The organism is Streptomyces sp. NBC_00670, from assembly GCF_036226765.1.
GTDB lineage: Bacteria > Actinomycetota > Actinomycetes > Streptomycetales > Streptomycetaceae > Streptomyces.
Genome location: NZ_CP109017.1, coordinates 5471892 through 5497336, shown reverse-complemented (window position 1 = coordinate 5497336; position 25445 = coordinate 5471892). Strand labels below are relative to the sequence as shown.

The following is a 25445-nucleotide window of genomic DNA, read 5'->3' as shown; positions in this document are numbered from 1 at the left end:
GGGTGTATCCGGATCTCGTAGCGCATGAGCCGTCGGATGCCGCCATCGCCCGGCATGGGTTGTTGTTCGCCGAGGGTGGACTGTTGGTCCTCCCGAGGGTGCTGGCACCGCGCCACGAGGATGAAAGTGCGTTGTGGTCAGCCGGGGTCCACCTCCCCGCCCATGTGCTGATAACGGATGTGGGTAAGGGGGCGTGTTGAAGGCGCGGATCAGGTTCCGTGGGGTTCATGGGATCGTGCTGGTCGTTGTGCTCACTCTGCTGGGTGGCGGTTACGCCTGGTACGAGCATTTCGCGCCGGCCGCCCGGCTCGGCAGGGCATGCGGTGGGCTGTTGCCCGTCGATGACATGCTCGCCGCCACCGGGGTCACCTCTCGCTTCGGTGGGCGGGATCTGGAGCTGAGCAGCCATCCGTTCGACGGTTCGGCCTCGGTGAGGGAGCCCGAGGGGCTGCCGGTGACCTGTCGGGCCAACGGCATCGTCGTCGCCGTCGAAACCTCCGCGGACAACGACAAGCCGTTCCTCAGTGACAACGCCTCCGCCGAGGACGAGAACGGCAGCGCCCTGCCTGTTCCGCTCGGGCAGGGGTGGTCGGGTTACCTCACTGAAGAGGACGGCCGGGTAACTGTCTCCGTCCTGTTGGACTGCGAGAACTGGGGGCCCGAACGGGGCAGCGGGGTCCTGGTGAGTCTCGATGCGTCTGTCGACGGCATCGACGGCGCGGAGCGGGCGCGGTTCGCGCGGATCGCCACCCGGACCGCCGCGAAGGCGGCCGGGAAGGCCGAGTGCGATGCCGCCCCCGGCAGTCGCATCGAGCGTGCCGAGGGTACTTCGGTCGTCTCCCGAGTCCGCGTCAGCCAGGCGCGGGGCACGTGCGCCGGCACGGGGTCCCAGGCCACCGTGACCGAGACGCCTGCGCGTACGTCGCCCGTCGAGGCCTGCCTGCTCGGGAACGCTCTGCGGCTCACCGCCGCCTACGGACCGTTCGGCAACGTCGATCATGTCAACGGGCGTGGCCCCTATGCCGGTTTCGATGAGCCGGCCGGGGGCGAAGGGCTCGTCGTCTGGGCGACAGCCACTTGTGCGGGCGCGCAGGGCACCGCGCTGTACACCGCCACGCCCGCCCGGGGATCAAACCGCAGTTTCGTGTCCCGGCCGCTGACGGGGCGGGAGCACGCGGACCTCAAGCGGTTCGCCACGCGGTCCGCCGCGCGGCAGCACTGCGGGACGCCCGTACTGCCTTGAGGTGTCTGTGGAACGACCGGTGGAGGGAGGCCGCCGGCGGCGGCCTCCCCTGTCGTACGGCTGCGGTCCGTTCAGCCCATCAGCATGCGGAAGCGGGCCGCGTTGCCCTTGTCCGTGTCCTGGTAGCCGATGACCGACTCGTCGAGCAGCTGGGCGATGCGGGCCAGCTTCTGGGACATCTGGTCCATCTGCTCGCCGCTGTCCCGCTGGATCTCGATGTAGGCCGTCTTCGCCTCGCCCTCCCAGGTCTCGGCCACTGCCTTGACCCGGCGCATGAGGGATTCGAGCTGCTCGGACAGGTTCTTGGCCGTGTTGCGGACGTCGACGGCGGCCTGGGTGACCGTGTCGTAGTTGACCGCTGTGCGGTCGGCGTCGAAGCTCATGGTGCGTCTCTCCTCGTGAAGGGCGGGCGGGTCAGGCGAGGTCCGTGATGCGGCTGGTGACCTGGTAGGAGTTGTCCACCTTCCGGATGTGGGAGATGCGCTCCTGCTCCTGGTCGGTGAAGCCGCCGACGCTCGCCCGCATCGCCTCCTCCAGGTCGACCAGGTCGTCCTGGAGCTTCTTGAGGTTCCTGTTCACACCCTGCTGGACGGTGTCGAACTCCTTGCCCGCCGCTCCCTTCCAGCCGGCCTGGATCATGTCCACCACGCGGTTGAGCGAGGTGACCCGCTCGCTGACCTGGTGGTGGAAGTCACGGATGTCATTGGCCAGTCCCGTGAGCGCGTGTGCGCTGAGATCAACGCCCGAAGCCATACGTTCTTGCCCTCCCTCTTGCAGCGGCGGCGACCTTCACCACCGCGACGGGTTCGCCGGAACTCGTGAGCCCGGCTCTCCTGGCGGGCAAGACATGCCACGTCCCGCGCGACGCGCGGTCGCAGCGTCGCACCGCCCCCGTGCGATACCACACGTGTGATATCCGCAGCCACTCTAGTCACTGGACATGGTCCTTCCAACTGCAAAGACGGGACAGGGGAGTTCCTTCGGCCAGTACCGTGACCAGTACTGTGACCGGCACGGTGTTCACCACGCGGAAGGGGTCGCTGCGGCATGACTGAGACAGCTGAGGAGATCAAGGCGCGCAAGGAGCGCGAGCGGGACGAGCTGTACGCCCTCGACATCTCCGGCGTCGAGTGGCACTGCGCACCCGGTGCCGAGGAGCACGAGGAGCGCGTCGAGATCGCCTATCTGCCCGACGGTGCCGTGGCCATGCGGTCCTCGCTCGACCCCGAGACCGTGCTGCGGTACACGGAGGCCGAATGGCGGGCCTTCGTCCTCGGCGCGCGGGACGGCGAGTTCGACCTGGAGCCCGCGGCGCACAACGGCGGGCTCGCGGCGGCGCAGGGGGACGAGCCGGCGGCGCGGTGACGCGTCGGCGGGGCCACCTCACCCAAGGTGTTCCTCCCGTCTCAGCGTGCCGGCCTCACCCGAAGGTGTTCCTCCAGCGTCGGCATGCCCGCCTCACCCTGATGGGTGCCTCCGGCGTCGCCGTACGTCCCGCGCGACGACCGCCGACCCGGTGATGAGCGTCGCCATGACGACGGTCGCGCCGACGGCGTAGACGGCGTACCGCCGGTCGCGCTCCTCGGGGGTCTCCGCGAGGGAGAACGGTGCCACGTCGGGGGCGGGCCGGCCGGTGGGGCCGGAATCGGGGGACGGGGTGGACGGCGGATCGGTCAGGTCCGACTCCTGGACGGCGCGGACGGGGTCGACGACGCCCCAGCCGACGAAGTTGTCGTGACCGTTGACGACACGCTCGGCCGTCTGTTCGATCTGGGTGATGATCTGGGCCGGGGCCCAGTCGGGGTGCTTCTCCTTCAGGAGTGCGGCGACGCCCGCGACGAACGGGGCGGAGAAGCTGGTGCCGTTGTCGGCGCACTGGCCGCCGCCGGGGACGGTGGAGACGATGTCCACGCCGGGCGCGGCCACGCCGACGAACGAACCCGCCTGCGAGAAGGACGCGCGTTCGTTGTTCCGGTCGGAGGAGGCCACGGCCAGGACGCCCTCGAAGGCGGCCGGATAGGTGGCCTTCGTCTTGCCGTCCAGGCCGTCGTTGCCCGCCGACGCGACCACGACGACGCCCTTGCCGATCGCCTCGCGCACCGCCCGCGCCAGGTCGGAGGTGGCCGAGAGCGGCTTGGTGGTGTCCTGCGAGATGTTGATGACGTCGGCGCCTTGGGAGACGGCGTAGCTGATCGCCTGCGCCATGGTGTCCGAATCGCCGCTGCTGTCGGCGTCGTTCTGCCGGATGGGGATGATGGTGGCGTTGGGCGCGAGACCGACGAAGCCCGTGCCCTCGCGGGGGCGGGCCGCGATGATGCCGGCGACCTTCGTGCCGTGGCCCACCTCGTCGTCGGTCGGGTCGCCGCCCTTCTTCCCGCCCAGGTAGTCGCGGCCGGCCGCCTCGTCGACGACCGGTGCGAGCTGCGGGTTCTTGTCGTCCACACCGGTGTCGATGACGGCCACGCGGACGCCCTTGCCCTTTTCGGTGCCCTGCCACAGCTGGTCGAGCAGCACGCGCTGGAGGAACCAGGGGGTTCCCTTGATCTGCTTTGCGGGGAACGTACATGCGCCGTTCCCGTCCAGCCGGACGGGAACCGTCCGCGGGACGGACGCCGCCTGCGGATCAAGGGCCGCCTGCGGGACGGTGCCGGTGCCCAGGCCGGTCAGCAGCACGGCGGCGGTCAGCAGGGCCGCCCTCGTCGGCAGTACGGCGGCGGTCACCGGAGCCGCCCTCGTCGGCAGCACTCCCACGGCGCTCCTTCTTCCTCGTGCTTCCGGTGCTTCCTCGTGTCCGTTCCTCGTGGCCGTCCCCCGGACGGGACGGCTCACGAGCCCTGCGGCTGCCGCGCGCTGTTGGTGTCCAGCCGGGGCCCCTTCGCCAGCAGCTCCGACCAGGCGGCGGGCACCTTGGCGGGCCGGACGTTCTCGTAGCCGAGCTTGACCTGGGCCTCGCTGGGCTCGGGGGTGCCGTCGGAGCTCTTCTTGCCGTCCGCGCCGATCCTCGACGTACGGCTGTCGCTGTCGCCGTTGGCCTGGACGGCGTACCGCAGGCCCGTGTCGGTGATCAGGAAGAGGGCGCCGGCGCCGGTCTCGGTGCCCTGGAACTGGGTGTAGAGCAGACCGGTGCCGGGGGTGACGTAAGTGCTGGTGCCGTCGGCGGTGTTCTCCAGCGGGTAGCCGGGGCCGGCCCAGGTGCTCAGCGTGGTGGTGTTGTCCTCGCCGACGTCGCGCAGCACGCTGCACACCGTGTCGCGGCCCGCGCGACTCGAACCGGAGTCCGTGGACGCCGCGGAGACGGAGTTGACCTGCCGGGCCCGCTCGCGGGGCCAGTTCGCGGGCTGCCCGGCGAACGGTTCGGGGGCGGCGGTGAAGTCCTGCAGTCCCACCGTGCGCGCCTGGCCGTTCATGTTCAGCACGGTCGTCTGGGGCGAGGAGATGAGCAGCCAGGCGGTGAACTCGCTGACCGGGCGCACCTCGCCGGGCAGCACGACGTAGTACTTGGTGCCCTCGCCGGTCTCGGCCCTGAGGACCATGCCGACCCTGTTCTCCGCGTCCGACAGCCCGCCCGGCACGCGCGCGGGCGTGCCGACGCCGGCCGGCAGCTGCGGGAACCGGATGTCGTCGCCCTCGTGGAGGGTGGCGAGCCATTCCTTGCTGACGAGTTGCGGCGCGCGGGTGCCGACGAGCGCGGTCGTCAACGCGGCGGACTCCTTCCCCGTGACGGCGTAGGACGTCCCGTGCGCGTCGACGAGGTAACGGTCGCCGGCGCGGGTGCGGACGTAGAGGACGTCGCCGCCGGAGAGACGGTGTGCGTCGTCCATCGTGTCCGCGTCCCGCTGCGCCAGGACGAACGTCGCCTGCTGGACGGTCTCGCCCTTGCCGCCGGGCTGTTCGCAGACCGCCCAGCGCTTGTCCCGGCCCGCCTCGTCGGCCGACGGCAGCCGGTCCGGAGCGTAGGGGATGCCGAGGATGGGGCCGCGCGGCAGCTTGCCCGAGTCGAGGATCTTGTCGCCGACCTGGATGACCTCGTAGTCGGCGCCGTTCATCAGCAGGCGTGCGGAGGCGAGGTTGAGGACCGGGTGCAGCCGGGTGGTCTTCCCGGTCTTGAGGACGACGTAACGGGTCGTGGACTGCTTGCCGACGATGACGCGGGTGCCGGGCTTGTCCCAGTCGGAGGGCGCGGTGGGCTGGAACATCCCCCAGGCGCCGAAGACGGCCAGCGTCAGCGCGCCTGCGACCAGGCTCGGCACCACCGCGCGCAGCGGCCTGGGCGCCCCTTCCTCCGAGCCGGACGGCGAGGGTTGGAGGAAGGCGGCGAGGGTACGCCTCTTCGCGAACGTGTAGGCGTTGAGTTCGTCCCGCCGTGATGCCATGAGTGCCTGTTTCTCCCCCGTTGTCGCACCCGCGGGAACCCGCCCCCGCCCTGCGATGTCAGACCCGCCCCCTACTATGCATGGTGTCCGTGGGGACTGGTGGAGCGGGTAGGGTACCTGGGCCTTTCCGGGGTCCAAGTGCGGTGTCCGTACCGCCCGGTGGTGAGCAGGGCAGGGGCAGGACGGGGGAATACGGTGAGGGCTTCCGGTACGCGGTCACGACCGCGCGGGCGCGCGGGTTCGCAGGGGTCCCGGCCGCCGGTGCAGGATCCCTCCCGGCAGTGGCCGGCGGGTTCCGACGGCGTGCGGGCCGGAGAGGCGCCGCAGTTCAGGATGCGGCTCGCCCAGGCCGGATCGTTCCGGGTGCAACGGCTCGTGCTGCTCGAACTGGCGGTCGCCGTGCTGGTCGTCGGCTGGGTGGTGAGCCCGCTCGCCCTGATGCCGGCCGCGGTCGTCGCGGTGGGGTTCGTGCTGCTGGCCGTGGTGCGCCGCAGAGGCCGTTCCCTGCCCGAATGGCTGGTGACCGCGCGCGGGTTGAGGGCGCGGCAGCGGCGGGCGGCGGCCACCGCGATACCGCCCGGCACGGAGCCGGCTCTGGTGCCCGCGTTGGAGTGTGAGCCGGACCTGCGGACGTACTCCTCTGGGGTGCGTGATCGGCGGTCGGTCGGGCTGGTCGGGGACGGGTCGTTCGTCAGCGCCGTGTTGCAGGTGGAGGCCGGGGCGACGGCGTTGCGGGCCGAGTTGAGCCGGCAGCCGTTGCCGCTCGGGCTGGTGCGGGACGCGCTCGAGGTGGACGGGATACGGCTGGAGTCGGCGCAGATCGTGCTCCACACGCAGCCGGCGCCGGCGCTGCATCTGCCGCAGCAGTCGGTGGCCGTCGCCAACTACCTGCCGCTCCAGCAGCAGACGGGGACCCCGGCCGTGCGGATCACCTGGATCGCGCTGAAGTTCGATCCGGAGCTGTGTCCGGAGGCCGTGGCCGCGCGCGGGGGCGGTCTGGCCGGGGCGCAGAAGTGCGTGGTGCGCGTCGCCGACCATCTGGCGAGCCGGCTGACCGGTGCGGGTTTCCGGGTCACGGTGCTCGACGAGGAGGGGCTGATCGCCGCGCTCGCCACCTCCGCCTGCGCCAATCCGCTGGTGACCGCCGAGGCGGGGCGCGGTACGGCGCGCGAGCGGCGGACGCAGGAGTCGGGGCGGAACTGGCGGTGCGACAACCGTCGGCACACGACGTACTGGATGGGGCGGTGGCCGCGGCTGGGCGGGGCCGAGTCGCTGCCGCGGTTCCTCGCCCGGGTCACCGCGATACCCGCGCTGGCCACGACGTTCAGCCTCACCCTCGCGCGGGGCGAGCGGCAGGAGGTGTCGCTGTGCGGGCACCTGCGGGTGACCGGGCGCAGTGACGAGGAACTGGTCGCCGCCCGGCGGGCGTTGCAGGACACGGCGCGGCAGGCCGGTGCCGGACTGGTCAGGCTGGACCGCGAGCAGGTGCCCGGCATGCTGGCCACGCTTCCCCTGGGAGGCGCACGGTGACGACTGTTCCGACGCCTCCGGCGGGTGTTCCGATGCCCGCACCGGGGGTTTCGATGCCGGGATCGGGTGTTCCGGTGCCGCCGCCGGGCGTGCCGGGGCCGGGGTCGGGGCCGGTGGCGCCGGTGGCGCCATCCGTCGTTCCGGGCACCGGCACGGCGCCTGGTGCGGACCCGGCTCGGCGGTCCGGGATCGGCGGGTGGTTGCGGCACGGGCTCGGGCGCGGGCGCGGGCTGGTCGGGCCCCGGCACGGGCGCCACTCGCTGCCCGCCCAGGACCTGGACGCGCTCTGTCTGCCCCTCGGGGACGACGGTGTCGTGGCCGGTGTGGACGCCGGGGGCAGACCGGCCGTGCTGGGCATCAACAGGCCCACCCCGTACGACGTCGTACTGATCGGCGGGCTGTGGACGGCACAGGTGCTGGCGCTGCGCACGGCGGCGACGGGCGCGCGGGTGGCCGTGGAGACCGGACGGCCGCAGGCCTGGGTGCAGATGGTGCACGCCATGGGCGGCGGGCAGAACGGGCTCGCCGTGTACGACGTGGGGCGGGTGCCGCCGCAGGGCGCCTCGGCCGGCACTCCGGTGCTGGTGGTGCGGGACTGCGGCATGCGGCCGCCGCGCGGGCGGGTGGTGTCCGGGCCGTGGCAGGCGGTGCTGACGCTGTTGCCGTACCTCAGCCCGGTCGCTCCGCGGCTCATACGGCAGGCGCGGCTGGTGGGGGTGCAGCGGGTCTCGCCCGACGAGGCGGCCGAGCTGGGCCGCACCATGGTGCTCCCCCGCTCCGAGACCGACGCGCTGCCCACGCTGCACGACGGCATGACGCTCTGGTGCACCGAGCGCGACCGGCAGTACGTGATGACACAGCCCACGGACGCCGAGGTCGGGCTACTGGGGACGCCACGCCGGATGGACTGACGGCCGCTCATCGTCCGGCGGGGGCGGACCGGTGCGCCCGCGCCGCCCCGCGGCAGACGGGCGCGGGTACGTCCACGGCTCCTCCCCCGTCGTCGCCGTCCGGTCCGTCGCGTCCGGACACGTCCGGGCGTGCGCTCCGCTCCGTCGGTCTCCGTGCGCTCCACCGGTCCCGTGCGCCCTCGCACTTCAAGCAATGGAAGCAGTGAACGGAAGGATTTTGCTGCGTGAGTTTCGGCCCGCCTCCCTCGATGTACACACAGTCCGCCGTGACGGCGGACGATCAGCGCAAGAAGCGAAGAAGGACGTTCGGCGTGGTCGCGGCCGTTCTGGCCGTCGTGCTCGTCCTGGGGTCCGTGGTGGTCTGGGCCGTGAACGGCTCGTCCTCCGGGGAGGAGCCGGAGAAGGCGGCCGGCGCCCCGAGCCGGCTAGATGTCAGGGAGACGGTCGAGAAGCGGCCGGCCAGCGCCACGGGAGCGCTCGCCTTCCGGTTCTCCGCCGACGACATGTCCGCCGGCGAGATGTACGACATGCCGGGCATGTGGGCGACCGACAGGATCCTCGCCAAGGGGATCAACCGGACCCTGCTCGGGTTCGAGATAGGCACCGACTCGGTCGCGGGCGACGAGACCTGGAGCATCCGGTTCGACGGGCCGATCTGTGGGACGACGCGGCGGGTCAGCGTCGAGAACCGCACCGCGATCCTCTTCCGGGAGAACGCCGACAAGCACGCCCTGTGCGACCGGGTCGCGTTCGTGGACCTCGACGACGGCAAGACCGTGTGGACGAAGAAGATTCCCCCGGCGAGGGTGAGCGGCAAGCCCGGCGCGCCCGACACCTCCGCCCTCCAGGCGACGCCCAGCGTGACCCTCGCACATGCCACGGTGGCCGTCACCTGGGGCAACGGCACGGACGCGTACAACATGGACGACGGGAAACTGCTGTGGCGGAACAAGAGCACAAACGCGTGCATGCACATGGGCGCCGGCGGTGGCAAGGCCCTGCTGATACGGCTCGAGTGCCGGGACGACTCCAAGCCCGCGGGCCAGTCGGCGTACAGGATACGAAAGGTCGACGCCCGTACGGGGCACACCGTGTGGACGTACGCGGTGGCGAAGAACGTCACGGACGTCCGGCTGGTGTCCAGCGATCCGGCGGTGCTCGCGGTGGCGGCCGGTGACGTCGAGATCACCGATGTCCTCTCGCTCGACGAGCACGGCAGGTACCTGGCCACCATCCGCGTGCAGAAGGGCAAGTACGTCTCCGAGTGCGTCGACGACGTGGACTATCTCAATGTGGAGAATTGCCCGACGATCGTCGTCGGCGACGGACAGGTCTTCCTGATGAGCGAGGAGCAGGGTGACCTCATCAACAACGCCAACTGGATCGTGGGCTTCGACCTGAGGACCGGGAAGACGGTCAAGAAGTTCGACTCCGGGCGCGACGCGCTGCTGTATCCGCTGCGGATGAGCGGAGACCGGCTGCTGGCGCTGCGCGAGAGCAGCGACCACATCTCCCCCATGGCGCTGATGAGCCTGGATCCGGAGAGCGGCAAGGTGACTCCGTATCTGTACTTCGATCTGCCGTCGGAGGGCTGGACGTTGACGTCGCAGACGTTGAGCGACATCCGGGTCGAGGACGGGCGCGTCTTCTTCGGCTCCAAGACGGCGTCCGGTCCGGAGAAGAAGACGTGGCAGTGGCTGGTGGTCGGCCTGGAGAGTGTCACCCGGCGTGCGGAGTCCCTGCCGATGCCGAAGACGAATCAGGACCGGTGAGCGGGTTTTCCGCCGGTTCATCCGATTCGTTCGGTGTCGGTGGGGCCAGACGGGGGCGGATCGGGTGTGTGACGACGGAGTGTGGAGGAGTGGAGGGGTGGGCGGCCCTGCCCTGGGGACGCTTGTGGTGATTAGGCTGGGACAGGGCGCGACACCGGAACCGTGGCGGGCCGTCGGCCCGCCAGGGGGAGAACCGGGCGGATTCGGACGACGTCGGACAGGGTCGGGCGGAGTCGGACGACATCACACAACTCACACGGCGAGAGTGGTTGCCCCAGCACGGCACGAGGACGCTCGACCACACCAGGAGGAATTGTGAACAGCGATCGGAACGGGTTCGGCGGGGGCTGGGCCACACCCGACGACGACCAGTCCGACGCCGAGTCCGCCATCGAGATGACGGGCGAGTTCACCATCGACTATGCGGCGCCCGCCTGGTACACGCAGAACGCGGCGGGCGGGTCGGACGACACCAGCGGTGACGACGTCGCCTCCGCTCCCGAGGATTCCTCGGGAGCGGGTACGGAAGCGGGTGCGGAGGAAGGCGGTGTGTCGCCTGCGGCCGCGGGCGGCCCGGCGCCGGTTCCGGCGCCTGCGCCTGCCGCTGCGTCCTCACCCGCGCCCGCACCTGCGGCGTTTCCGGTGCCGCCGGTTCCCGCTGCCGCGCCCGCGACCGCGCCCGCCGAGCAGGGCGGGCCTTCGGCGGCGGACGGGGGCGCCGTCGACGCGTCGAACGTCTCGTCGGGGGACGGGTTCCCCGTGTGGACGCCGCCGGCCGCGCCGGAACCGGCACAGGCCCGGGGCGCGGACGCCGAGGGGGACGGGGACCTTGGCAGCGGCGCGACCATGATGTTCTCCCCCGCGGCGCTCAAGCGCGAGTTCGGGGAGCGTACGACCGCCGAGGACGCCGCCGGCTCGCGAGAGCCCGGTGACGGCACGTCGGCCCCGGCTGCGACCTCGGCGGGGGAGCAGTCGGAGGGCGAGCAGGGCGGCAAGGGGCAGTCGGGCGGCGCCGGTTCGGCGTCCGACGGTTCCGCCCGTGCCGGTGACTTCGAGTTGGGTGCGCCGGACTCCGGTGCCTCGGGCGATGTGGCCGATGTGGCCGACGTGGCTACCGCGGCTGCCGACGAAGTCAGCGGTGAGGCCGAGGGCGTGGGCTCCGCCGGTACGGACTCCCCCGGTACGGACGCCGCCGGTCCGGGTTCCTCCGGTACGGCTTCCTCCGGTACGGACTCCGAAGCGGGGGCCGGCGGGCAGGTGGCCGCCTCCGGCGACGCCGTGGCGGGTTCCCCCGCCGGGGCTGCTACGGCCGGGCAGGCCGCTCCTCCCGAGGCCGCTGCCGCCGGGCAGGCCGCTTCCGGTGACGCGGCGCCGGGGTGGATGCCGCCGCCGGTGCCGGAGACCGCGCTGCCTCCGTTGCCGCCCGCGTACCAGCCCGCGGCGCCCGCGCCCGCGCCGACGGCTCCCTGGCCGGGTGCGCCGCGGTCCTCCGACGCGTCCGTGCCGCCCGCCGCGGCTCCGGCGTCGCCCGGGACCGGGCCGGAGCAGTCCCGACCCGGTTTGGAGCAGCCGGCCGTACCGCCGCAGCAGCCGTCGCAGCAACCGCCGTTGCCGCCGCAGGCGCCGCAAGTGCCGCCCGCCGCGCAGCAGCCGTCCGCCGGCTGGAACCAGGGGGCCCCGCCCGCCACGCCCGGCCCGCAGCCGGGGTACGGGTTCCCGCAGGCTCCGGCGGCCCAGCCCGGTCCGCAGCCGGGCCCCCAGGCACCCGACCCGGCCACCGCACAGCCCGGCTACGGGTTCCCCCAACCCCCCGCCCAGCCGACGCCGCAAACCGGACCCCAGGCACCCGAACCGGCCGCCCCGCAGCCCGGCTACGGGTTCCCCCAACCCCCCGCCCAGCCGACGCCCCAAGCCGGACCCCAGGCACCCGACCCCGCCACCGCACAGCCCGGCTACGGGTTCCCGCAGCAAGGTGGGGCGCCCGTGCCGACGCCGCCCGCCCCGTTCGGGCAGCCCCAGGGACAGGCGCCCGCCGCTCCCGCGCCCGGCTTCCCGCCGGCGGGGCCGCAGCCGCAGCCCAGTGGGTACGGGTTCCCGCCGCCCCCTGCCCAGCCCCAGCCCGGCCCGCAGGGGCAGGCTCCGCAGGCCCCGCAGGCCCCGCAGCCGCCGCAGCCCGCGCAGCCGCCCGTCGACCCCCGTGCCGGTGCCGCCTGGCCGCAGCCCGTGCAGCACGACCAGCGGCAGCCCACCAACCCCGGTGCGGCGCCCCTCGGTTACACGGCCGCCGTCGAACTGTCCTCCGACCGGCTGCTCAACAACAAGAAGCAGAAGGCGAAGAGCAGCCGTCCGGCCGGGGGCGGTGGCCGCTTCAAGCTGGGCGGCAAGAAGGAAGAGGCCGAGCGGCAGCGGAAGTTGGAGCTCATCCGCACGCCCGTCCTGTCCTGCTACCGGATCGCGGTGATCAGCCTCAAGGGCGGCGTCGGCAAGACGACGACCACCACCGCGCTAGGGTCCACCCTCGCCACCGAGCGGCAGGACAAGATCCTCGCGATCGACGCCAACCCGGACGCCGGTACGCTCGGGCGCCGGGTCCGCCGGGAGACCGGGGCGACCATCCGGGACCTCGTCCAGGCGATCCCGTACCTCAACTCGTACATGGACATCCGGCGGTTCACCTCCCAGTCGCCGTCCGGGCTGGAGATCATCGCCAACGACGTCGACCCGGCCGTCTCCACGACGTTCAACGACGAGGACTACCGGCGCGCGATCGACGTGCTCGGCAAGCAGTACCCGATCATCCTGACCGACTCGGGCACGGGGCTGCTGTACAGCGCCATGCGCGGGGTGCTGGACCTCGCCGACCAGCTCATCATCATCTCGACGCCGTCCGTGGACGGGGCGAGCAGTGCGAGCACGACGCTGGACTGGCTGTCCGCGCACGGGTACGCGGATCTCGTGTCGCGGTCCATCACCGTCATCTCCGGGGTGCGGGAGACCGGGAAGATGATCAAGGTGGAGGACATCGTGTCGCACTTCGAGACGCGGTGCCGGGGCGTTGTCGTCGTGCCGTTCGACGAGCACCTCGCGGCGGGGGCCGAGCTCGATCTCGACATGATGCGGCCGAAGGTGCGGGAGGCGTACTTCACGCTGGCCGCGATGGTGGCGGAGGACATCGCGCGGCATCAGCAGTCGCACGGGTTGTGGACGTCGGACGGGAATCCGCCGCCGGTGGCTGCGCCGCCGATGCCGGGGCAGCCGTTGCCCGCGGGGCCCGGGGCGCCGGGGGCGCCGGGGTATTACGGGGGGTATGCGGGGGCGGTGCCGCCGCAGGTGCCGTATGGGCAGCCCGGGGGGCAGCCGGCGGGGCAGCCCCAGCCGGGTGGGCAGCCGGGGGCCGCGCCGCCGCAGCCGGGTGCTGTGCCGCCGGCGGGTGGGCAGCAGCCGCCGTATCCGCCGGCTCAATAGGAGGAGGGGGTGGGTGGGGGTGTGGGTGGAGGGGTTTCGCCCCCGCCGCCCCTACCCTTCCCGTCCTCCAGGGGCTCCGCCCCTTCGACCCCGAGGGGGGGCGGGGGTGGGGTGGGGTGTGTGCGGGGCTCCGCCCCAGTGCCCCGGCGGGGGCTCCGCCCCCTGCACCCCCGACAGACGCGAGGAGCTCCGCCCCCAGGACGGCTGCGCGGCGAAGACCCCTAAGGGCTCCGCCCCTGGGCCCCACCAGTACACGCGAAGGGCTCCGCCCCCAGGGCGGCTGCGCGGCGGGGGCCCCTAAGGGCTCCGCCCCTGGACACCGGTACACGCGAAGGGCTCCGCCCCTAAGGCGGCTGCGCGGTGGCGGTCCCCAGGGGGCTCTGTCCCCGGGAGCCCCGGGAAGTCTGCGCCCCCCGGCTTTTCCTTGGGTGTTCAGGATTCGGTCTGGTTGTCCAGCAGTGTGCGGCACTCGGCGACGTCCGCCGTCATCTGGTCCATCAGGGCTTCCAGGGAGTCGAACGTGGCCTGGCCGCGGACGTACGTCTGGAAGTCGACGGCCACGTGGAGGCCGTAGAGGTCCAGGCCGACGCGGTCGATCGCGTAGGCCTCCACCGTGCGTTCCGTGCCGTCGAACTGGGGGTTCGTGCCGACGGAGATCGCGGCCGGCATGGCCTCGTCGCCGACGTGCAGCCAGCCGGCGTAGACGCCGTCCGCCGGGATCGCGGTGTGCGGGAGGGTTTCGACGTTGGCCGTGGGGAAGCCGAGTTCCCGGCCCCGCTGGGCGCCGCGTACGACGACGCCCTCGACGCGGTGCGGACGGCCCAGGATCTCGCGGGCGCCCGCCATGTCGCCCTCGGCGACCAGCCGCCGGGTCAGGGTGGAGGAGAACGGCTCGCCGCCGCCCGCCTCGCCGCGCACGTACAGGTCGACGACCTCGACCTCGAAGTCGTACGTCTTGCCCTGCTCGGTCAGGAAGGCCACGTTCCCCGCGGCCTTGTGGCCGAAGCGGAAGTTGGGGCCCTCGACGACCGCCTTGGCGTGCAGCTTGTCGACGAGCACCTTGACGACGAAATCGGCCGGCGAGAGCTTCGAGAACTCCTTGGTGAACGGGAGCACCAGCACCGCGTCCACGCCCAGGCCGGCCATCAGTTCGGCGCGCCGGTGGTGCGGGGCGAGCAGCGGCGGGTGGCTGCCGGGGCGCACCACCTCGCTGGGGTGCGGGTCGAAGGTGACGACGACCGACGGCACGCCCAGCTCGCGGGCGCGCTCCACGGCGTGCCGGATGATCAGCTGATGCCCGCGGTGGACTCCGTCGTAGGAGCCGATGGTGACGACGCTGCGCCCCCAGTCCTGGGGGATGTCCTCCAAGCCACGCCAGCGCTGCACTGTTTAACGCTCCTTGTCGAACCTGTGTTCGTCCGTCTGGCTCCGCCTCGCACGGAGGTCTCTTCCGCGGAGGTCTCTCACGCAGGTCCAAGGGTGCCATGCCGGGAGCGGCGGCACGGTCACCGGGTGGCCGCCCCGGCCGGGAGGGCCGGGGACGTGCGGTGCGGCAGGGCGAGGCCGGCCTGCCCCGTACCGGCGCCCGCCTCCCGCGTACGGGCGCGCGGCGCGTAGCGCACCGCCGCCGCCCGGCGCGCCGGGCGTTCGTCGCGCGCCCACCGGTCGACGGCGCGGCGCATCGCGGACGGTTCCTCCTCGGCGAGTACGGCGAGGAGCTCGTCGCCGCGCGGGTGGGCGCTGTCGGCCAGGGCCTCGGTGAGGTGGTCGAGGGCGCCGTGGCGGTGGGTGTGCAGGAGGGCCTGCGCGGCCGTGGCGACGGTCGCGTGCGGGGTGGCGGGCAGCGGGCGGTCGTCCTCGAACCAGCGGGTGAGCTGCGGCTGTACGGCGACGGGGTCGGCGGTCAGCAGCCGGGCTGCGGCGTCCAGGAAGCGGGGCGGCGCGGGGCTCCCGTCGGCTCCGGGTGTCCGGTCCGTGACGATCAGACGGCGCAGCAGTTCGAACCGTTCGGCGGGCCGCAGCCGGACGGTCTCCCACAGCGCGGGGCCGAACTCCGGTGGGACGGTCCGGCCTTGGGCGTGTCGGGCGAGGAGCCGCCGGGCCAGCCGGTCGAGCACGCCCGTGTACGGGGTGGCGTCCGGCACCCGGAGCAGGGTGGCGGTGAGCAGACGGACGGCCCACCAGAGCGGGGTGCCCGGCGGGGCGGCAACGCCGTCCGCGGGCAGCAGCACCTCCAGTGCGTCGACCAACCGGCCGAGCTGGTAGGTGAGTTCGGCGGTGCCGCGGTCGCGGGCGAGGAGCAGCAGCGCTTCCACGACCGGGCCGATGCGGTGGGGCGGCACGGAGGGCGCGGGAGGGGCGGCGGGTGCGGGCGGCATGGGCGGCGCGGGGGGTGCCGCCGTCGGCCCGCACGGCGGGTCCGTCGCGCCGTACAGCTCCGCCCGGGAGACCGCCGAGTACGACGCCCCGCGAAGCACGAGGGCGTCCAGCGCGGCCTCGACGTCCAGGTGCTGGCCCTGGAGCCAGTCGCCGAGCTCCTCGTGGGCGAAGCGGTGGCCCTCGCCCCTGGGGACGAACAGGCCCTCGGCCAGTACGGCGGAGGCCCAGTCGCCCGTGTCGCCGGCCCGGCGCGGCGCGACGGCCGGGCCGGAGGGGAACAGCAGCTCGAAGGACGGCCGGTCCAGCGCGCCCTGGCCGGGGCCGAGGCAGCGCCGGGCCGCCGCGTGCACCTGGCCGGCCACCCGGGCGGCGAGCCGGCGTACGGCCGCGCCGTGCGGGCGGGAGGCGGGGGTGGTGAGGCGGGCGGCTACACGGAGACAGACGAGGTCCACGTGGGCGGAGAAGATCTCGTGCCGGTCGGGACGGCCGGCCGCCTCCGGGAGTTCCGCGCGCACCTCGGAGAGAAGGCGCAGCGTGAGCGGATGGCGGGCGTCGGCGGGGGCGAGGGCGGTCTCGGGAATGCCGTACCGGGAGCGGGCGAGGCGGGCCTCGTCCGGGGTGAGATCACCGAGGGGCACGCAGGGCGGGGCGGGGTGACCGGGGGCGGGCGGGGTCGACGGCGTACCGCCGGGCTCCGCGCCCGGCTCGTACAGCAGCGCCCGGGGGAACTGGGCCCCGAGCCGCTCCCAGTATTCGGGGCGGCACGCCAGGACCAACCGGGCACCGGTGTCGCGCAGCCACGCGGCCGTCGCCGCCGTCCACTGCGGCAACCGTTCGGCCAGGGCGTCCGGCATCTCCTCCGGCCCGTCGAGCAGCAGCAACAACGGCCGCCCGGCATCCCGCGCGACACGGACCACACGGTCCAGTCGCGCAGGGCTGAGCGCACCGGGCCACGGAGCCTCCGCCGAACCCGCCCCGGGTACGGCCGGCCCGGGCACCCCCGCCCCGGACGTGCCGCCCCCCGGTGTCGGGGTGTGTGCCGCGCGGGTCAGCGCGCGGGCTGCCGCGTCGGAGACGGAGGTGTCGGAGGCGTGCAGGTCGGTGCCGTGGAGCCAGAGGGTGGGGGCCGGTTCGGTGCTGCGGCGGGCGGCCAGGGCGGCCAGTTCCGTCGTGCGGCCGCTGCCCGGGGGGCCGGCCAGGGCCAGGACGGCGGCGGCGCCGGGTGCCGTTCCGCACGTCTCGAACGCCTCGAGGTGCCGGGCGACGCCCGCGCGCGGTACCCGCCCGGGGTGCACCAGGGGCGGATCCTCCGCCGCTCCCGTCAGCCGTGTCGCTCCGGCGAGGTTCAGGTCCGCCCCGTACGCCGGCACCGTCGCCGCGTTGCGGGCGAGGAGTGCGGTGAGCGGGCCGCCGGCGCCGGGCAGCGGCACCGCGAACCCGGTCGCCCGGTGCGCGGTGTGCAGGGCGGTGCCGAGGACGCCGAGCACGGCACCGGTCGCGGCGTCGAGCACGGGGCCGCCGGCCGCTCCCCCGCCGGGGCGCAGCGCGTCGGTGCCGGCCGTGCCGATGGCCAGTTCGAGGACGCCATCGAGGAGATGGCGGCCGTCCGACGCGGTGTACGTGGCGGTGGTCGTGCCGAGGACGCGTGCCTCGCGCCAGCCGCCGGCGGCGATCCGGACGTACGCGCCCCGGCCGATCCCTCTGCGGGCGGCGACCGGCAGCGGGCGCGGGCCCGGCCCCACCGTGCGCACGAGGGCGAGGCCGAGCCGCGGCAACCGGATGATCGCCTCGCCGGTGACCTCCCGCTCGGCCCCGGCGGTCCGGAGGAAGAGGGCGGTGAGGCCGTCGACCGCCTCGTGGCTGGTGACGAGCGTGCCCTCCTGGTCCACGGCGAAGCCGGTACCGCGCGGCCGTCCGGCCGGGTCGAAGATCTGTACGAGGATGTCCGCGGAGGGCGCCGGGTCCTCGACCCCCTCGAGGGCGCCGTCCCGTCCCGCCATGTTCGTCGTACCTCCCGCCGTGCGTTCGTCCTCGACGGTAGGCGGGCGGCGATCGGCGGAACAGGGTTCAGGGCGAACGCGCCCCCTTCCACTCCCCCGGTTCACTCCGAGCGCCCGCCCAAAGGGGTGACGGATCGCGCACGGACGGATACACCTTGGTGAGGGGGGAACAGAGGGGGACCGTGGAGCGGCGATCAGGACGTACGACCGCGTGATCGCCGCTCCACGGGCGAGCCGCACGAGGGGCGAACCGCGGAACCGGCGAACCGCGCGACCGGCGAAGCGAGCGCCGCGCCCGCCCCACCGCCACCCGCCGCCGCACCCGCACCCGCACCCGCACCCGCACCCGCACCCGCACCCGCACCCGCCTCAGCCGAACACCGCCAGGCTCTTCGCCTTCCCCTTCTGCTCCTCCACCAGCGCCACGAAGCGGCCCGCCTGGTCGAAGACCGCCACGGGGCCGCGGCCCGCGTACGCGTCGGGCATCTCCAGGCGGACGCCGTTGAGCACCAGCCGGGTGCGGCGCTCGTCCAGGTCCCAGCGGGGGAAGGCGGCCGCGGCCGCGTCGGCCACCGGCATCACGGTCAGCTCCTGCTGGAGCCGGTCCAGCGTGTGGGCCGCGTCGATCCGGTACGGCCCCACGCGGGTCCGGCGCAGCGCGGTGAGGTGGCCGCCGACGCCGAGACCGGCGCCGAGGTCGCGGGCGAGCGCCCGGATGTAGGTACCGGAGGAGCAGACGACGGACACCACCAGGTCGAGCACCGGCGTGCCGTTCTCGGCGACCGCGTCCCGTACGTCGTGCACGGCGAAGGAGGAGACCGTCACCGGGCGGGCCGGGATGTCGAACTCCTCGCCCTCGCGGGCCCGCTTGTAGGACCGCACGCCGTTGATCTTGATAGCGCTGACCTTGGACGGGACCTGCATGATGTCACCGGTCAGCTCGGCGACGCCGCGGTCGATGGCGTCGCGGGCGATACCGGAGGCGTCCGCGGACGACGTGATTTCGCCCTCGGCGTCGTCGGTGAGGGTGCTCTGGCCGAGCCGGATCGTGCCGAGGTACTCCTTCTCGGTCAGCGCGAGGTGACCGAGGAGCTTGGTGGCCCGCTCGACGCCGAGCACGAGCACGCCCGTCGCCATGGGGTCGAGGGTGCCGGCGTGGCCGACGCGGCGGGTCCTGGCGATGCCGCGCATCTTGGCGACCACGTCGTGCGAAGTGAAGCCCGACGGCTTGTCGACGATGACGAGGCCGTCGGGCGTGGTGTGCTGCTGGGTCATTCGGTGCTGTCGTCCGTCTCGTCGGTGTCCTCGGAGCCGGGCTTGCGGTAGGGGTCGGCCTCGCCGGCGTACTGGGCGCCGGTGGCCGACTCGCGCACCTTCTCGTCGGAGGCGCGTGCCTTGTCGAGGAGGTCCTCGATGGTCCGGGCGGTGTCGGGGAGGGCGTCCGCGACGAACGCCAGGGTCGGCGTGAACTTCACGCCGGCCGCCTTGCCGACCTCGGAGCGCAGGATGCCCTTGGCGCTCTCCAGGCCCGCCGCGGCGGCCTTGCGCTCCTCGTCGTCGCCGTACACCGTGTAGAAGACGGTCGCCTCCCGCAGGTCCCCGGTGACCCGGGTGTCCGTGATGGTGACGTGCGAACCGAGCCGCGGGTCCTTGATCCCGCGCTGCAGCTTCTGGGCCACCACCTCTCGGATGAGGTCCGCCAGCCTTTTCGCCCGCGCGTTGTCGGCCACTGGTCCGTCTCCCGTTCTTCGTGTTTCTTCGTTGTTCTTGTGCGAGTGAACCGTGTTGTTGTGCGAGTGAACGCGGATGACCGGTTCAGTCGTGATCCGGTTCGGTCGCGATCCGGTTCATTCGCGATCCGGTTCGGTCGTCGTCCGGTTCAGTCGTCTTCCTCGCCGTGGTAGCGCCGGCGCACGGAGAGCAGTTCCACTTCGGGACGGCCGGCGACCAGGCGTTCGCACCGGTCGAGCACGTCGGTGAGGTGGGCGGCGTCCCCGGAGACGACCGCGAGGCCGATGCCGGCTCTGCGGTGCAGGTCGAGGTGGTCGACCTCGGCGGCGCTGACGGCGTATTTGCGCTGGAGTTCGGCCACGATGGGGCGGACGACGGAGCGCTTCTCCTTGAGCGAGTGGACGTCGCCGAGGAGGAGGTCGAAGGACAGGGTCCCCACGTACATGTGTGCTGCCGGATGACCCGCCGGTGCGGGATCGGGGGGTCGGCCTGTGGTCGGCCGGACCCCAGCACGGTACCTGTCCTGGCCGGGGACGGCCTGCGTTTTTTCGCCCCCGCCGCCCCTGCCCTTCCCGTCCCCCAGGGGCTGTGCCCCTTCGACCCCCTTGAGCGCCTGAGAGCTCGGGGGGTGGGTTCGCGGGCGGGTGCGGGCGCGTCGTGGCTTGTCGCGCAGTTCCTCGCGCCCCTCACGGGGCACGGTGGTCTGCCGCGCTCTGCGGCGGAGCCGCTGGGCGGCACAGCCCCGCGCCCCTGGGAAAGGGGCGCGGGGACTGGGGATGCCGCCGGGCGCTTACGCGCGCGGCTTCTCGCGCATCTCGTACGTCGCGATGACGTCGTCGACCTTGATGTCGTTGTAGTTTCCGAGGTTGATACCGCCCTCGAACCCTTCGCGAATCTCGGTGACGTCGTCCTTGAAGCGGCGCAGACCGGAGATGTTGAGGTTCTCCGCGATGACCTTGCCGTCGCGGAGGAGGCGCGCCTTGGTGTTGCGCTTGACCTCTCCGGAGCGGACCAGGACACCGGCGATGTTGCCCAGCTTGGACGACTTGAAGACCTCGCGGATCTCCGCCGTGCCGAGCTCGACCTCCTCGTACTCCGGCTTCAGCATGCCCTTCAGGGCCGCCTCGACCTCTTCGATCGCCTGGTAGATGACCGAGTAGTACCGGACGTCCACGCCCTCGCGCTCCGCCATCTGGGCGGCACGGCCGGCCGCCCGGACGTTGAAGCCGATGACGATGGCGTCGGAGCCGGTCGCCAGGTCGATGTCCGACTCGGTGACCGCACCCACACCGCGGTGCAGGACGCGGATGTCGACCTCTTCGCCGACGTCGAGCTGGAGCAGCGAGGACTCGAGAGCCTCCACCGAACCGGACGCGTCGCCCTTGATGATGAGGTTGAGTTCCTGCACCAGGCCGGCCTTGAGGGCCTCGTCCAGGTTCTCCAGGGAGAACCGGACGCCACGGCGGGCGAAGTTGGCGTTGCGCTCGCGCGCCGCGCGCTTCTCGGCGATCTGCCGGGCCGTGCGGTCCTCGTCGACGACGAGGAAGTTGTCGCCGGCGCCCGGGACGTTGGTGAGACCGAGGACGAGGACCGGGGTCGAGGGACCCGCCTCCTCCACGTTCTCGCCCTTGTCGTCGAGCATCGCCCGGACACGGCCGTACGCGTCGCCGACCACCATGGTGTCGCCGACCCGCAGGGTGCCGCGCTGGACCAGGACGGTCGCGACGGCGCCGCGGCCACGGTCCAGGTGGGACTCGATCGCGATGCCCTGTGCGTCCTGCTCCGGGTTGGCCCGCAGGTCGAGCGAGGCGTCCGCGGTGAGGACCACGGCCTCCAGCAGGCTCTCGATGTTGAGGCCCTGCTTGGCGGAGATGTCGACGAACATGGTGTCGCCGCCGTACTCCTCGGCCACCAGCCCGTACTCGGTGAGCTGACCGCGCACCTTGGTCGGGTCGGCACCCTCGACGTCGATCTTGTTGACCGCGACGACGATCGGGACGTCGGCCGCCTTCGCGTGGTTGAGCGCCTCGACCGTCTGCGGCATGACGCCGTCGTTGGCCGCGACGACCAGGATCGCGATGTCGGTCGACTTCGCACCACGGGCACGCATGGCGGTGAACGCCTCGTGACCCGGGGTGTCGATGAAGGTGATCCGGCGCTCTTCGTCGTTGACCTCGGTGGTGACCTGGTACGCACCGATGTGCTGCGTGATACCGCCGGCCTCGCCCGCGACGACGTTCGTCTTGCGGATGGTGTCCAGCAGTCGGGTCTTACCGTGGTCGACGTGACCCATGACGGTCACGACCGGCGGACGCGCGACGAGCGCTTCCTCGCCGCCCTCGTCCTCGCCGAACTCGATGTCGAAGGACTCGAGCAGCTCGCGGTCCTCCTCCTCCGGGCTGACGATCTCGACGACGTAGTTCATCTCGCCGGCGAGCAGCTGGAGGGTCTCGTCGGAGACGGACTGCGTGGCGGTGACCATCTCGCCGAGGTTCATCATCACGGCGACGAGCGACGCCGGGTTGGCGTTGATCTTCTCCGCGAAGTCGGTGAGCGACGCACCGCGCGACAGGCGGACGGTCTGTCCGTTGCCGCGAGGCAGCATCACGCCGCCGACCGACGGGGCCTGCATGGCCTCGTACTCCTGGCGCCTCTGCCGCTTCGACTTGCGACCACGACGCGCGGGACCGCCGGGACGGCCGAAGGCGCCCTGCGTGCCACCACGACCGCCGGGACCACCCGGACGACCGCCGAAGCCGGGACGGCCGCCGCCACCACCGGGACGACCGGCGAAGCCACCGCCGCCACCGCCGGGACCACCCGGACGACCGGCGAAACCGCCGCCGCCACCGGGACGGCCGGCGAAGCCGCCGCCACCCGGACGACCGCCGCCGCCACCGGGGCGACCGCCGCCGCCGGGACCGCGGCCACCGCCGCCGGGACGCGGGCCGGCAGCCGGACGCTGCGGCATCATGCCCGGGTTGGGACGGGGACCGCCGGGGCCACCACCGGGACGGGGACCGCCGCCCTGCGGACGGGGCATGTTGCCCGGGCTCGGACGGGAGCCGCCCGGAGCCTGCGGACGGGGACCGCCCTGGCCGCCGGGGGCCTGCGGACGCGGACCAGCACCGGGCGCACCCGGACCGCCGGGACGGGGACCGCCCTGCGGACGGGGCGCCGGGCGCCCCATGCCGGTGGAACCGCCGGAGGTGAACGGGTTGTTGCCGGGGCGCGGACCGGCCGCGCGACCGCCCGGACGCGGCGCGGCGCCGCCGGGGCGCTGGCCCTGGCCGGCCGGACGGCCCTGGCCCTGACCGGGCGCGGCCGGGCGGGAGCCGGGCTTGGGCGCGGGACGGGAGCCGGGGCGGGGCCCGGCGGGGGCCGACGGCGGAGCCTGGAACTCCGGGGTCGTGGGGGCTGCCGGGGCCGGACGCGGCGCGGGCGCCGGGGCCGGCTTCGGGCCGGGCGTCGGACGCGGGCCGGGGGCCGGCGTCGGCGCCGAGGGGGCCGCGGGGCGCTCGGCCGCGGGCGGCCTGGGCGCCGCCGGCTTCGGGGCAGCCGGACGGTCCCCCACCGGCCTGGGGCCGGGGGAGGTGCCCCCCGCCTGCGCCGGGGACGGCGCGGCGGGCCTGGGGGCGGCCTTCCGGGGAGCGGGGCGGGCGCCGGACTTGCCGTTGCCACCGCCCTGCTGGAAGGCGTCTGTCAGTTTGCGTACTACGGGCGCCTCGATCGTCGAGGACGCCGATCGGACGAATTCACCGAGTTCCTGGAGCTTGGCCATGACGACCTTGCTCTCCACGCCGAACTCCTTGGCGAGTTCGTAGACCCGGACCTTAGCCACTTCGCTCCTTTGAGGTCCGGGTTGCGTCCGGACCGTCGCTAGTTCATGGGCGTACTCATCGCGTACTCATCGAGTGCTCATCGCAATCTCGACCTGCTTTCGACTCGCGAGGTACCTGGCCGTACGGGGTTCCGTACGGCGCGTCTTACCGTGTTGCCTGCGTTGCCTGCTCAGCAACTGTCCGTCTGCTCGACGTATCGGCGCAACGCCTTTGTGTCGAGCGGCCCCGGGACGCGCAACGCCCGCGGGAGGGCCCGGCGGCGGACCGCCAGATCGAGACAGGCCGGTGCGGGGTGCACGTATGCGCCCCGGCCGGGCAGCGTACCGCGCGGATCGGGGACGCAGGCGTCCTCGACCGCCACGGTGCGCAGCAGTTCGATCTTGGCCGCTCGCTCCCGGCACCCCACACAGGTGCGCTCAGGGCATGCGCGGACGTGCGTCCGGCCAGACACTACGAAGTCTACCTCCCCGCGGCGACCTCACCCCTTTGGGGCAAGAATCGAACACTTGCCGCGTTGCAACGTGACGTGATCTAAGCGGCGGGGGGCCGGGATCTATTCCCGGCCCGCTGTCGCACGGTCGCCCACCAGGGCTGGGTCCCATACCCCCGGGTTCACCCGCGCCGGCGGCCGTGAGGAGTTTGGGGGCTCAGTCCCGGGGGTCGGAAGCCGGTTCCGTGTCGGGGCGGATGTCGATCCGCCACCCCGTGAGCCGCGCCGCCAGCCTCGCGTTCTGCCCCTCCTTGCCGATGGCCAGCGACAGTTGGTAGTCCGGCACGGTCACCCGCGCGGAGCGCGCCGCGAGGTCGACCACGTCGACCTTGGACACCCGCGCCGGCGACAACGCGTTGGCCACCATCTCCGCCGGGTCGTCCGACCAGTCGACGATGTCGATCTTCTCGCCGTTCAGCTCGCCCATCACGTTCCGCACCCGGCCGCCCATCGGCCCGATGCACGCGCCCTTGGCGTTGAGACCCGAACGGGTGGACCGCACCGCGATCTTCGTACGGTGACCGGCCTCACGGGCGATCGCCGCGATCTCGACCGAGCCGTCGGCGATCTCCGGCACCTCGAGGGCGAACAGCTTCTTCACCAGGTTGGGGTGCGTACGGGACAGCGTCACCGACGGCCCCCGCACCCCCTTGGCCACCCGGACGACGTACGAGCGCAGCCGCATGCCGTGCTGGTAGCTCTCCCCCGGCACCTGCTCCTGCACCGGCAGGATGGCCTCCAGCCGGCCGATGTCGACGAGCACGTTCTTCGGGTCGCGGCCCTGCTGCACCACGCCCGTCACGATGTCGCCCTCGCGCCCGGCGTACTCCCCGAGCGTGGCGTCGTCCTCGGCGTCGCGCAGCCGCTGGAGGATCACCTGCTTGGCGGTGGTCGCGGCGATACGGCCGAACCCGGACGGGGTGTCGTCGAACTCGCGGGCCTCCTGGCCCTCCTCGAGGTCCTCGGGGTCCTCCTTCGCCCACACGGTCACATGACCGCTGTCCCGGTTGAGCTCCACGCGCGCGTGGCGGCGGCTCCCGTCGGTGCGGTGGTAGGCGATGAGGAGGGCCGACTCGATCGCCTCGACCAGCAGGTCGAAGGAGATCTCCTTCTCCCGCACCAGGCCCCGCAGGGCACTCATGTCGATGTCCATGGCTACGCCTCCTCCTCGTTCTCAGCGTTCACAGCGTTCTCGGCGTCGTCGTTCTTGTTCTTGCGGTTGAACTCCACCTGGACCCGCGCCCTGGCCACGTCCGGGAAGGCGAGTCTGCGGGTGGTGGCCTTGCGCCCCTTCACCCCGGGGACCTCGAGGTCCAGGCCCTCCTCGTCGACCCGGAGGATGCGGGCCACCAGCTCGCCGCCCTCCGTCAGCTGGAAGCGGACAAGGCGGCCCGCGGCACGCACGTAGTGCCGGTGCTCGGTGAGGGCGCGCTCCGCGCCCGGGGTGCCGACCTCGAGGGTGTACTCCCCCGCCCCCATCGCGTCGGTCTCGTCCAGCTTCGCCGAGAGCGCGCGGCTCACGTCGGCGACCCGGTCCAGGTCCGCGCCGGTGTCGGAATCCACCACGACGCGCAGCACACGCCTGCGGCCCACGGTCTCCACGTCGATCTCCTCGAGATCGAGGCCCTGGGAGGTCACGAGCGGTTCCAGAAGTTCTCGCAGCCTCTCGCTCTGGGTGGTGCTCATCCGGGTGACTCCTCGGCCGCGTG

18 protein-coding genes and 1 pseudogene are annotated in these 25445 nt (G+C 73.1%); 6 read left to right on the top strand and 13 right to left on the bottom strand.

Going from position 1 to position 25445, the window contains the following annotated elements; all coding sequences use genetic code 11:
- Nucleotides 1–196 precede the first annotated feature (196 nt).
- A complete protein-coding gene (locus OIE12_RS24495) occupies nucleotides 197–1243 on the top strand; it encodes a hypothetical protein (RefSeq protein WP_329138772.1) in 1047 nt (348 codons plus the stop codon).
- Between the two features lie 71 nt (nucleotides 1244–1314).
- On the opposite strand, the gene OIE12_RS24490 is transcribed toward OIE12_RS24495, so the two are convergent.
- Both OIE12_RS24490 and OIE12_RS24485 read right to left on the bottom strand, forming a co-directional pair.
- Nucleotides 1315–1626 (bottom strand): WXG100 family type VII secretion target, encoded by a 312-nt coding sequence (locus OIE12_RS24490; protein WP_329138770.1) that lies wholly within the window; start codon nucleotides 1624–1626, stop codon nucleotides 1315–1317.
- A 31-nt stretch (nucleotides 1627–1657) separates the two neighbouring features.
- Nucleotides 1658–1996 (bottom strand): WXG100 family type VII secretion target, encoded by a 339-nt coding sequence (locus OIE12_RS24485; protein WP_030381299.1) that lies wholly within the window; start codon nucleotides 1994–1996, stop codon nucleotides 1658–1660.
- A gap of 294 nt (nucleotides 1997–2290) precedes the next feature.
- Here OIE12_RS24485 and OIE12_RS24480 point away from each other — a divergent pair, with 294 nt between their 5' ends.
- The gene (locus tag OIE12_RS24480; RefSeq protein WP_329138768.1) at nucleotides 2291–2608 is read left to right on the top strand and encodes a DUF397 domain-containing protein; all 318 of its coding nucleotides are present in this window, start codon (nucleotides 2291–2293) and stop codon (nucleotides 2606–2608) included.
- 93 nt (nucleotides 2609–2701) lie between these two features.
- On the opposite strand, the gene mycP is transcribed toward OIE12_RS24480, so the two are convergent.
- Together mycP and eccB are read right to left on the bottom strand one after the other, a co-directional pair.
- On the bottom strand, nucleotides 2702–3988 hold the full coding sequence (gene mycP, locus OIE12_RS24475; RefSeq protein ID WP_329138766.1) for a type VII secretion-associated serine protease mycosin: 1287 nt from the start codon (nucleotides 3986–3988) through the stop codon (nucleotides 2702–2704).
- Between the two features lie 80 nt (nucleotides 3989–4068).
- Nucleotides 4069–5616, bottom strand: coding sequence for a type VII secretion protein EccB (gene eccB / locus OIE12_RS24470; protein WP_329138764.1), 1548 nt, complete (start codon nucleotides 5614–5616; stop codon nucleotides 4069–4071).
- A gap of 333 nt (nucleotides 5617–5949) precedes the next feature.
- Here eccB and eccE point away from each other — a divergent pair, with 333 nt between their 5' ends.
- The 4 genes from eccE (at nucleotide 5950) to OIE12_RS24450 (ending at nucleotide 13294) form a co-directional block, all read left to right on the top strand.
- The gene (gene eccE, locus OIE12_RS24465; protein ID WP_443054072.1) at nucleotides 5950–7146 is read left to right on the top strand and encodes a type VII secretion protein EccE; all 1197 of its coding nucleotides are present in this window, start codon (nucleotides 5950–5952) and stop codon (nucleotides 7144–7146) included.
- A 200-nt stretch (nucleotides 7147–7346) separates the two neighbouring features.
- Nucleotides 7347–8057, top strand: coding sequence for a hypothetical protein (locus tag OIE12_RS24460; protein ID WP_329138761.1), 711 nt, complete (start codon nucleotides 7347–7349; stop codon nucleotides 8055–8057).
- Between the two features lie 248 nt (nucleotides 8058–8305).
- The gene (locus OIE12_RS24455; RefSeq protein ID WP_329138759.1) at nucleotides 8306–9829 is read left to right on the top strand and encodes an outer membrane protein assembly factor BamB family protein; all 1524 of its coding nucleotides are present in this window, start codon (nucleotides 8306–8308) and stop codon (nucleotides 9827–9829) included.
- 315 nt (nucleotides 9830–10144) lie between these two features.
- Complete coding sequence (locus OIE12_RS24450; protein WP_329138757.1) at nucleotides 10145–13294, top strand: SCO5717 family growth-regulating ATPase; 3150 nt, start codon at nucleotides 10145–10147, stop codon at nucleotides 13292–13294.
- Between the two features lie 432 nt (nucleotides 13295–13726).
- Here OIE12_RS24450 and OIE12_RS24445 read toward each other — a convergent pair whose 3' ends face one another.
- From OIE12_RS24445 to rimP, 9 genes and pseudogenes are all read right to left on the bottom strand, one after another.
- The gene (locus tag OIE12_RS24445; RefSeq protein ID WP_329138755.1) at nucleotides 13727–14680 is read right to left on the bottom strand and encodes a bifunctional riboflavin kinase/FAD synthetase; all 954 of its coding nucleotides are present in this window, start codon (nucleotides 14678–14680) and stop codon (nucleotides 13727–13729) included.
- Between the two features lie 167 nt (nucleotides 14681–14847).
- Nucleotides 14848–17673, bottom strand: a pseudogene (locus tag OIE12_RS24440) (trypsin-like peptidase domain-containing protein); the annotation flags it as partial.
- Between the two features lie 369 nt (nucleotides 17674–18042).
- Nucleotides 18043–18948 (bottom strand): tRNA pseudouridine(55) synthase TruB, encoded by a 906-nt coding sequence (truB, locus tag OIE12_RS24435; RefSeq protein ID WP_329138751.1) that lies wholly within the window; start codon nucleotides 18946–18948, stop codon nucleotides 18043–18045.
- Nucleotides 18945–19403 (bottom strand): 30S ribosome-binding factor RbfA, encoded by a 459-nt coding sequence (gene rbfA / locus OIE12_RS24430; RefSeq protein WP_329138749.1) that lies wholly within the window; start codon nucleotides 19401–19403, stop codon nucleotides 18945–18947. Before rbfA ends, truB begins: the two co-directional genes overlap by 4 nt.
- Nucleotides 19404–19552: 149 nt before the next feature.
- Nucleotides 19553–19849, bottom strand: a complete 297-nt coding sequence (locus tag OIE12_RS24425; protein WP_329138747.1) for a DUF503 domain-containing protein — start codon at nucleotides 19847–19849, stop codon at nucleotides 19553–19555.
- 345 nt (nucleotides 19850–20194) lie between these two features.
- Complete coding sequence (infB, locus tag OIE12_RS24420) at nucleotides 20195–23245, bottom strand: translation initiation factor IF-2 (protein WP_329138745.1); 3051 nt, start codon at nucleotides 23243–23245, stop codon at nucleotides 20195–20197.
- Nucleotides 23246–23415: 170 nt separating this feature from the next.
- On the bottom strand, nucleotides 23416–23697 hold the full coding sequence (locus tag OIE12_RS24415; RefSeq protein ID WP_078618399.1) for a YlxR family protein: 282 nt from the start codon (nucleotides 23695–23697) through the stop codon (nucleotides 23416–23418).
- 196 nt (nucleotides 23698–23893) lie between these two features.
- A complete protein-coding gene (gene nusA, locus OIE12_RS24410; RefSeq protein ID WP_329138742.1) occupies nucleotides 23894–24889 on the bottom strand; it encodes a transcription termination factor NusA in 996 nt (331 codons plus the stop codon).
- Nucleotides 24890–24891: 2 nt separating this feature from the next.
- Nucleotides 24892–25422 carry a ribosome maturation factor RimP gene (gene rimP / locus OIE12_RS24405; protein WP_329138740.1) on the bottom strand — a complete coding sequence of 177 codons (531 nt, stop codon included), beginning with the start codon at nucleotides 25420–25422 and terminating at the stop codon, nucleotides 24892–24894.
- Nucleotides 25423–25445 lie beyond the last annotated feature (23 nt).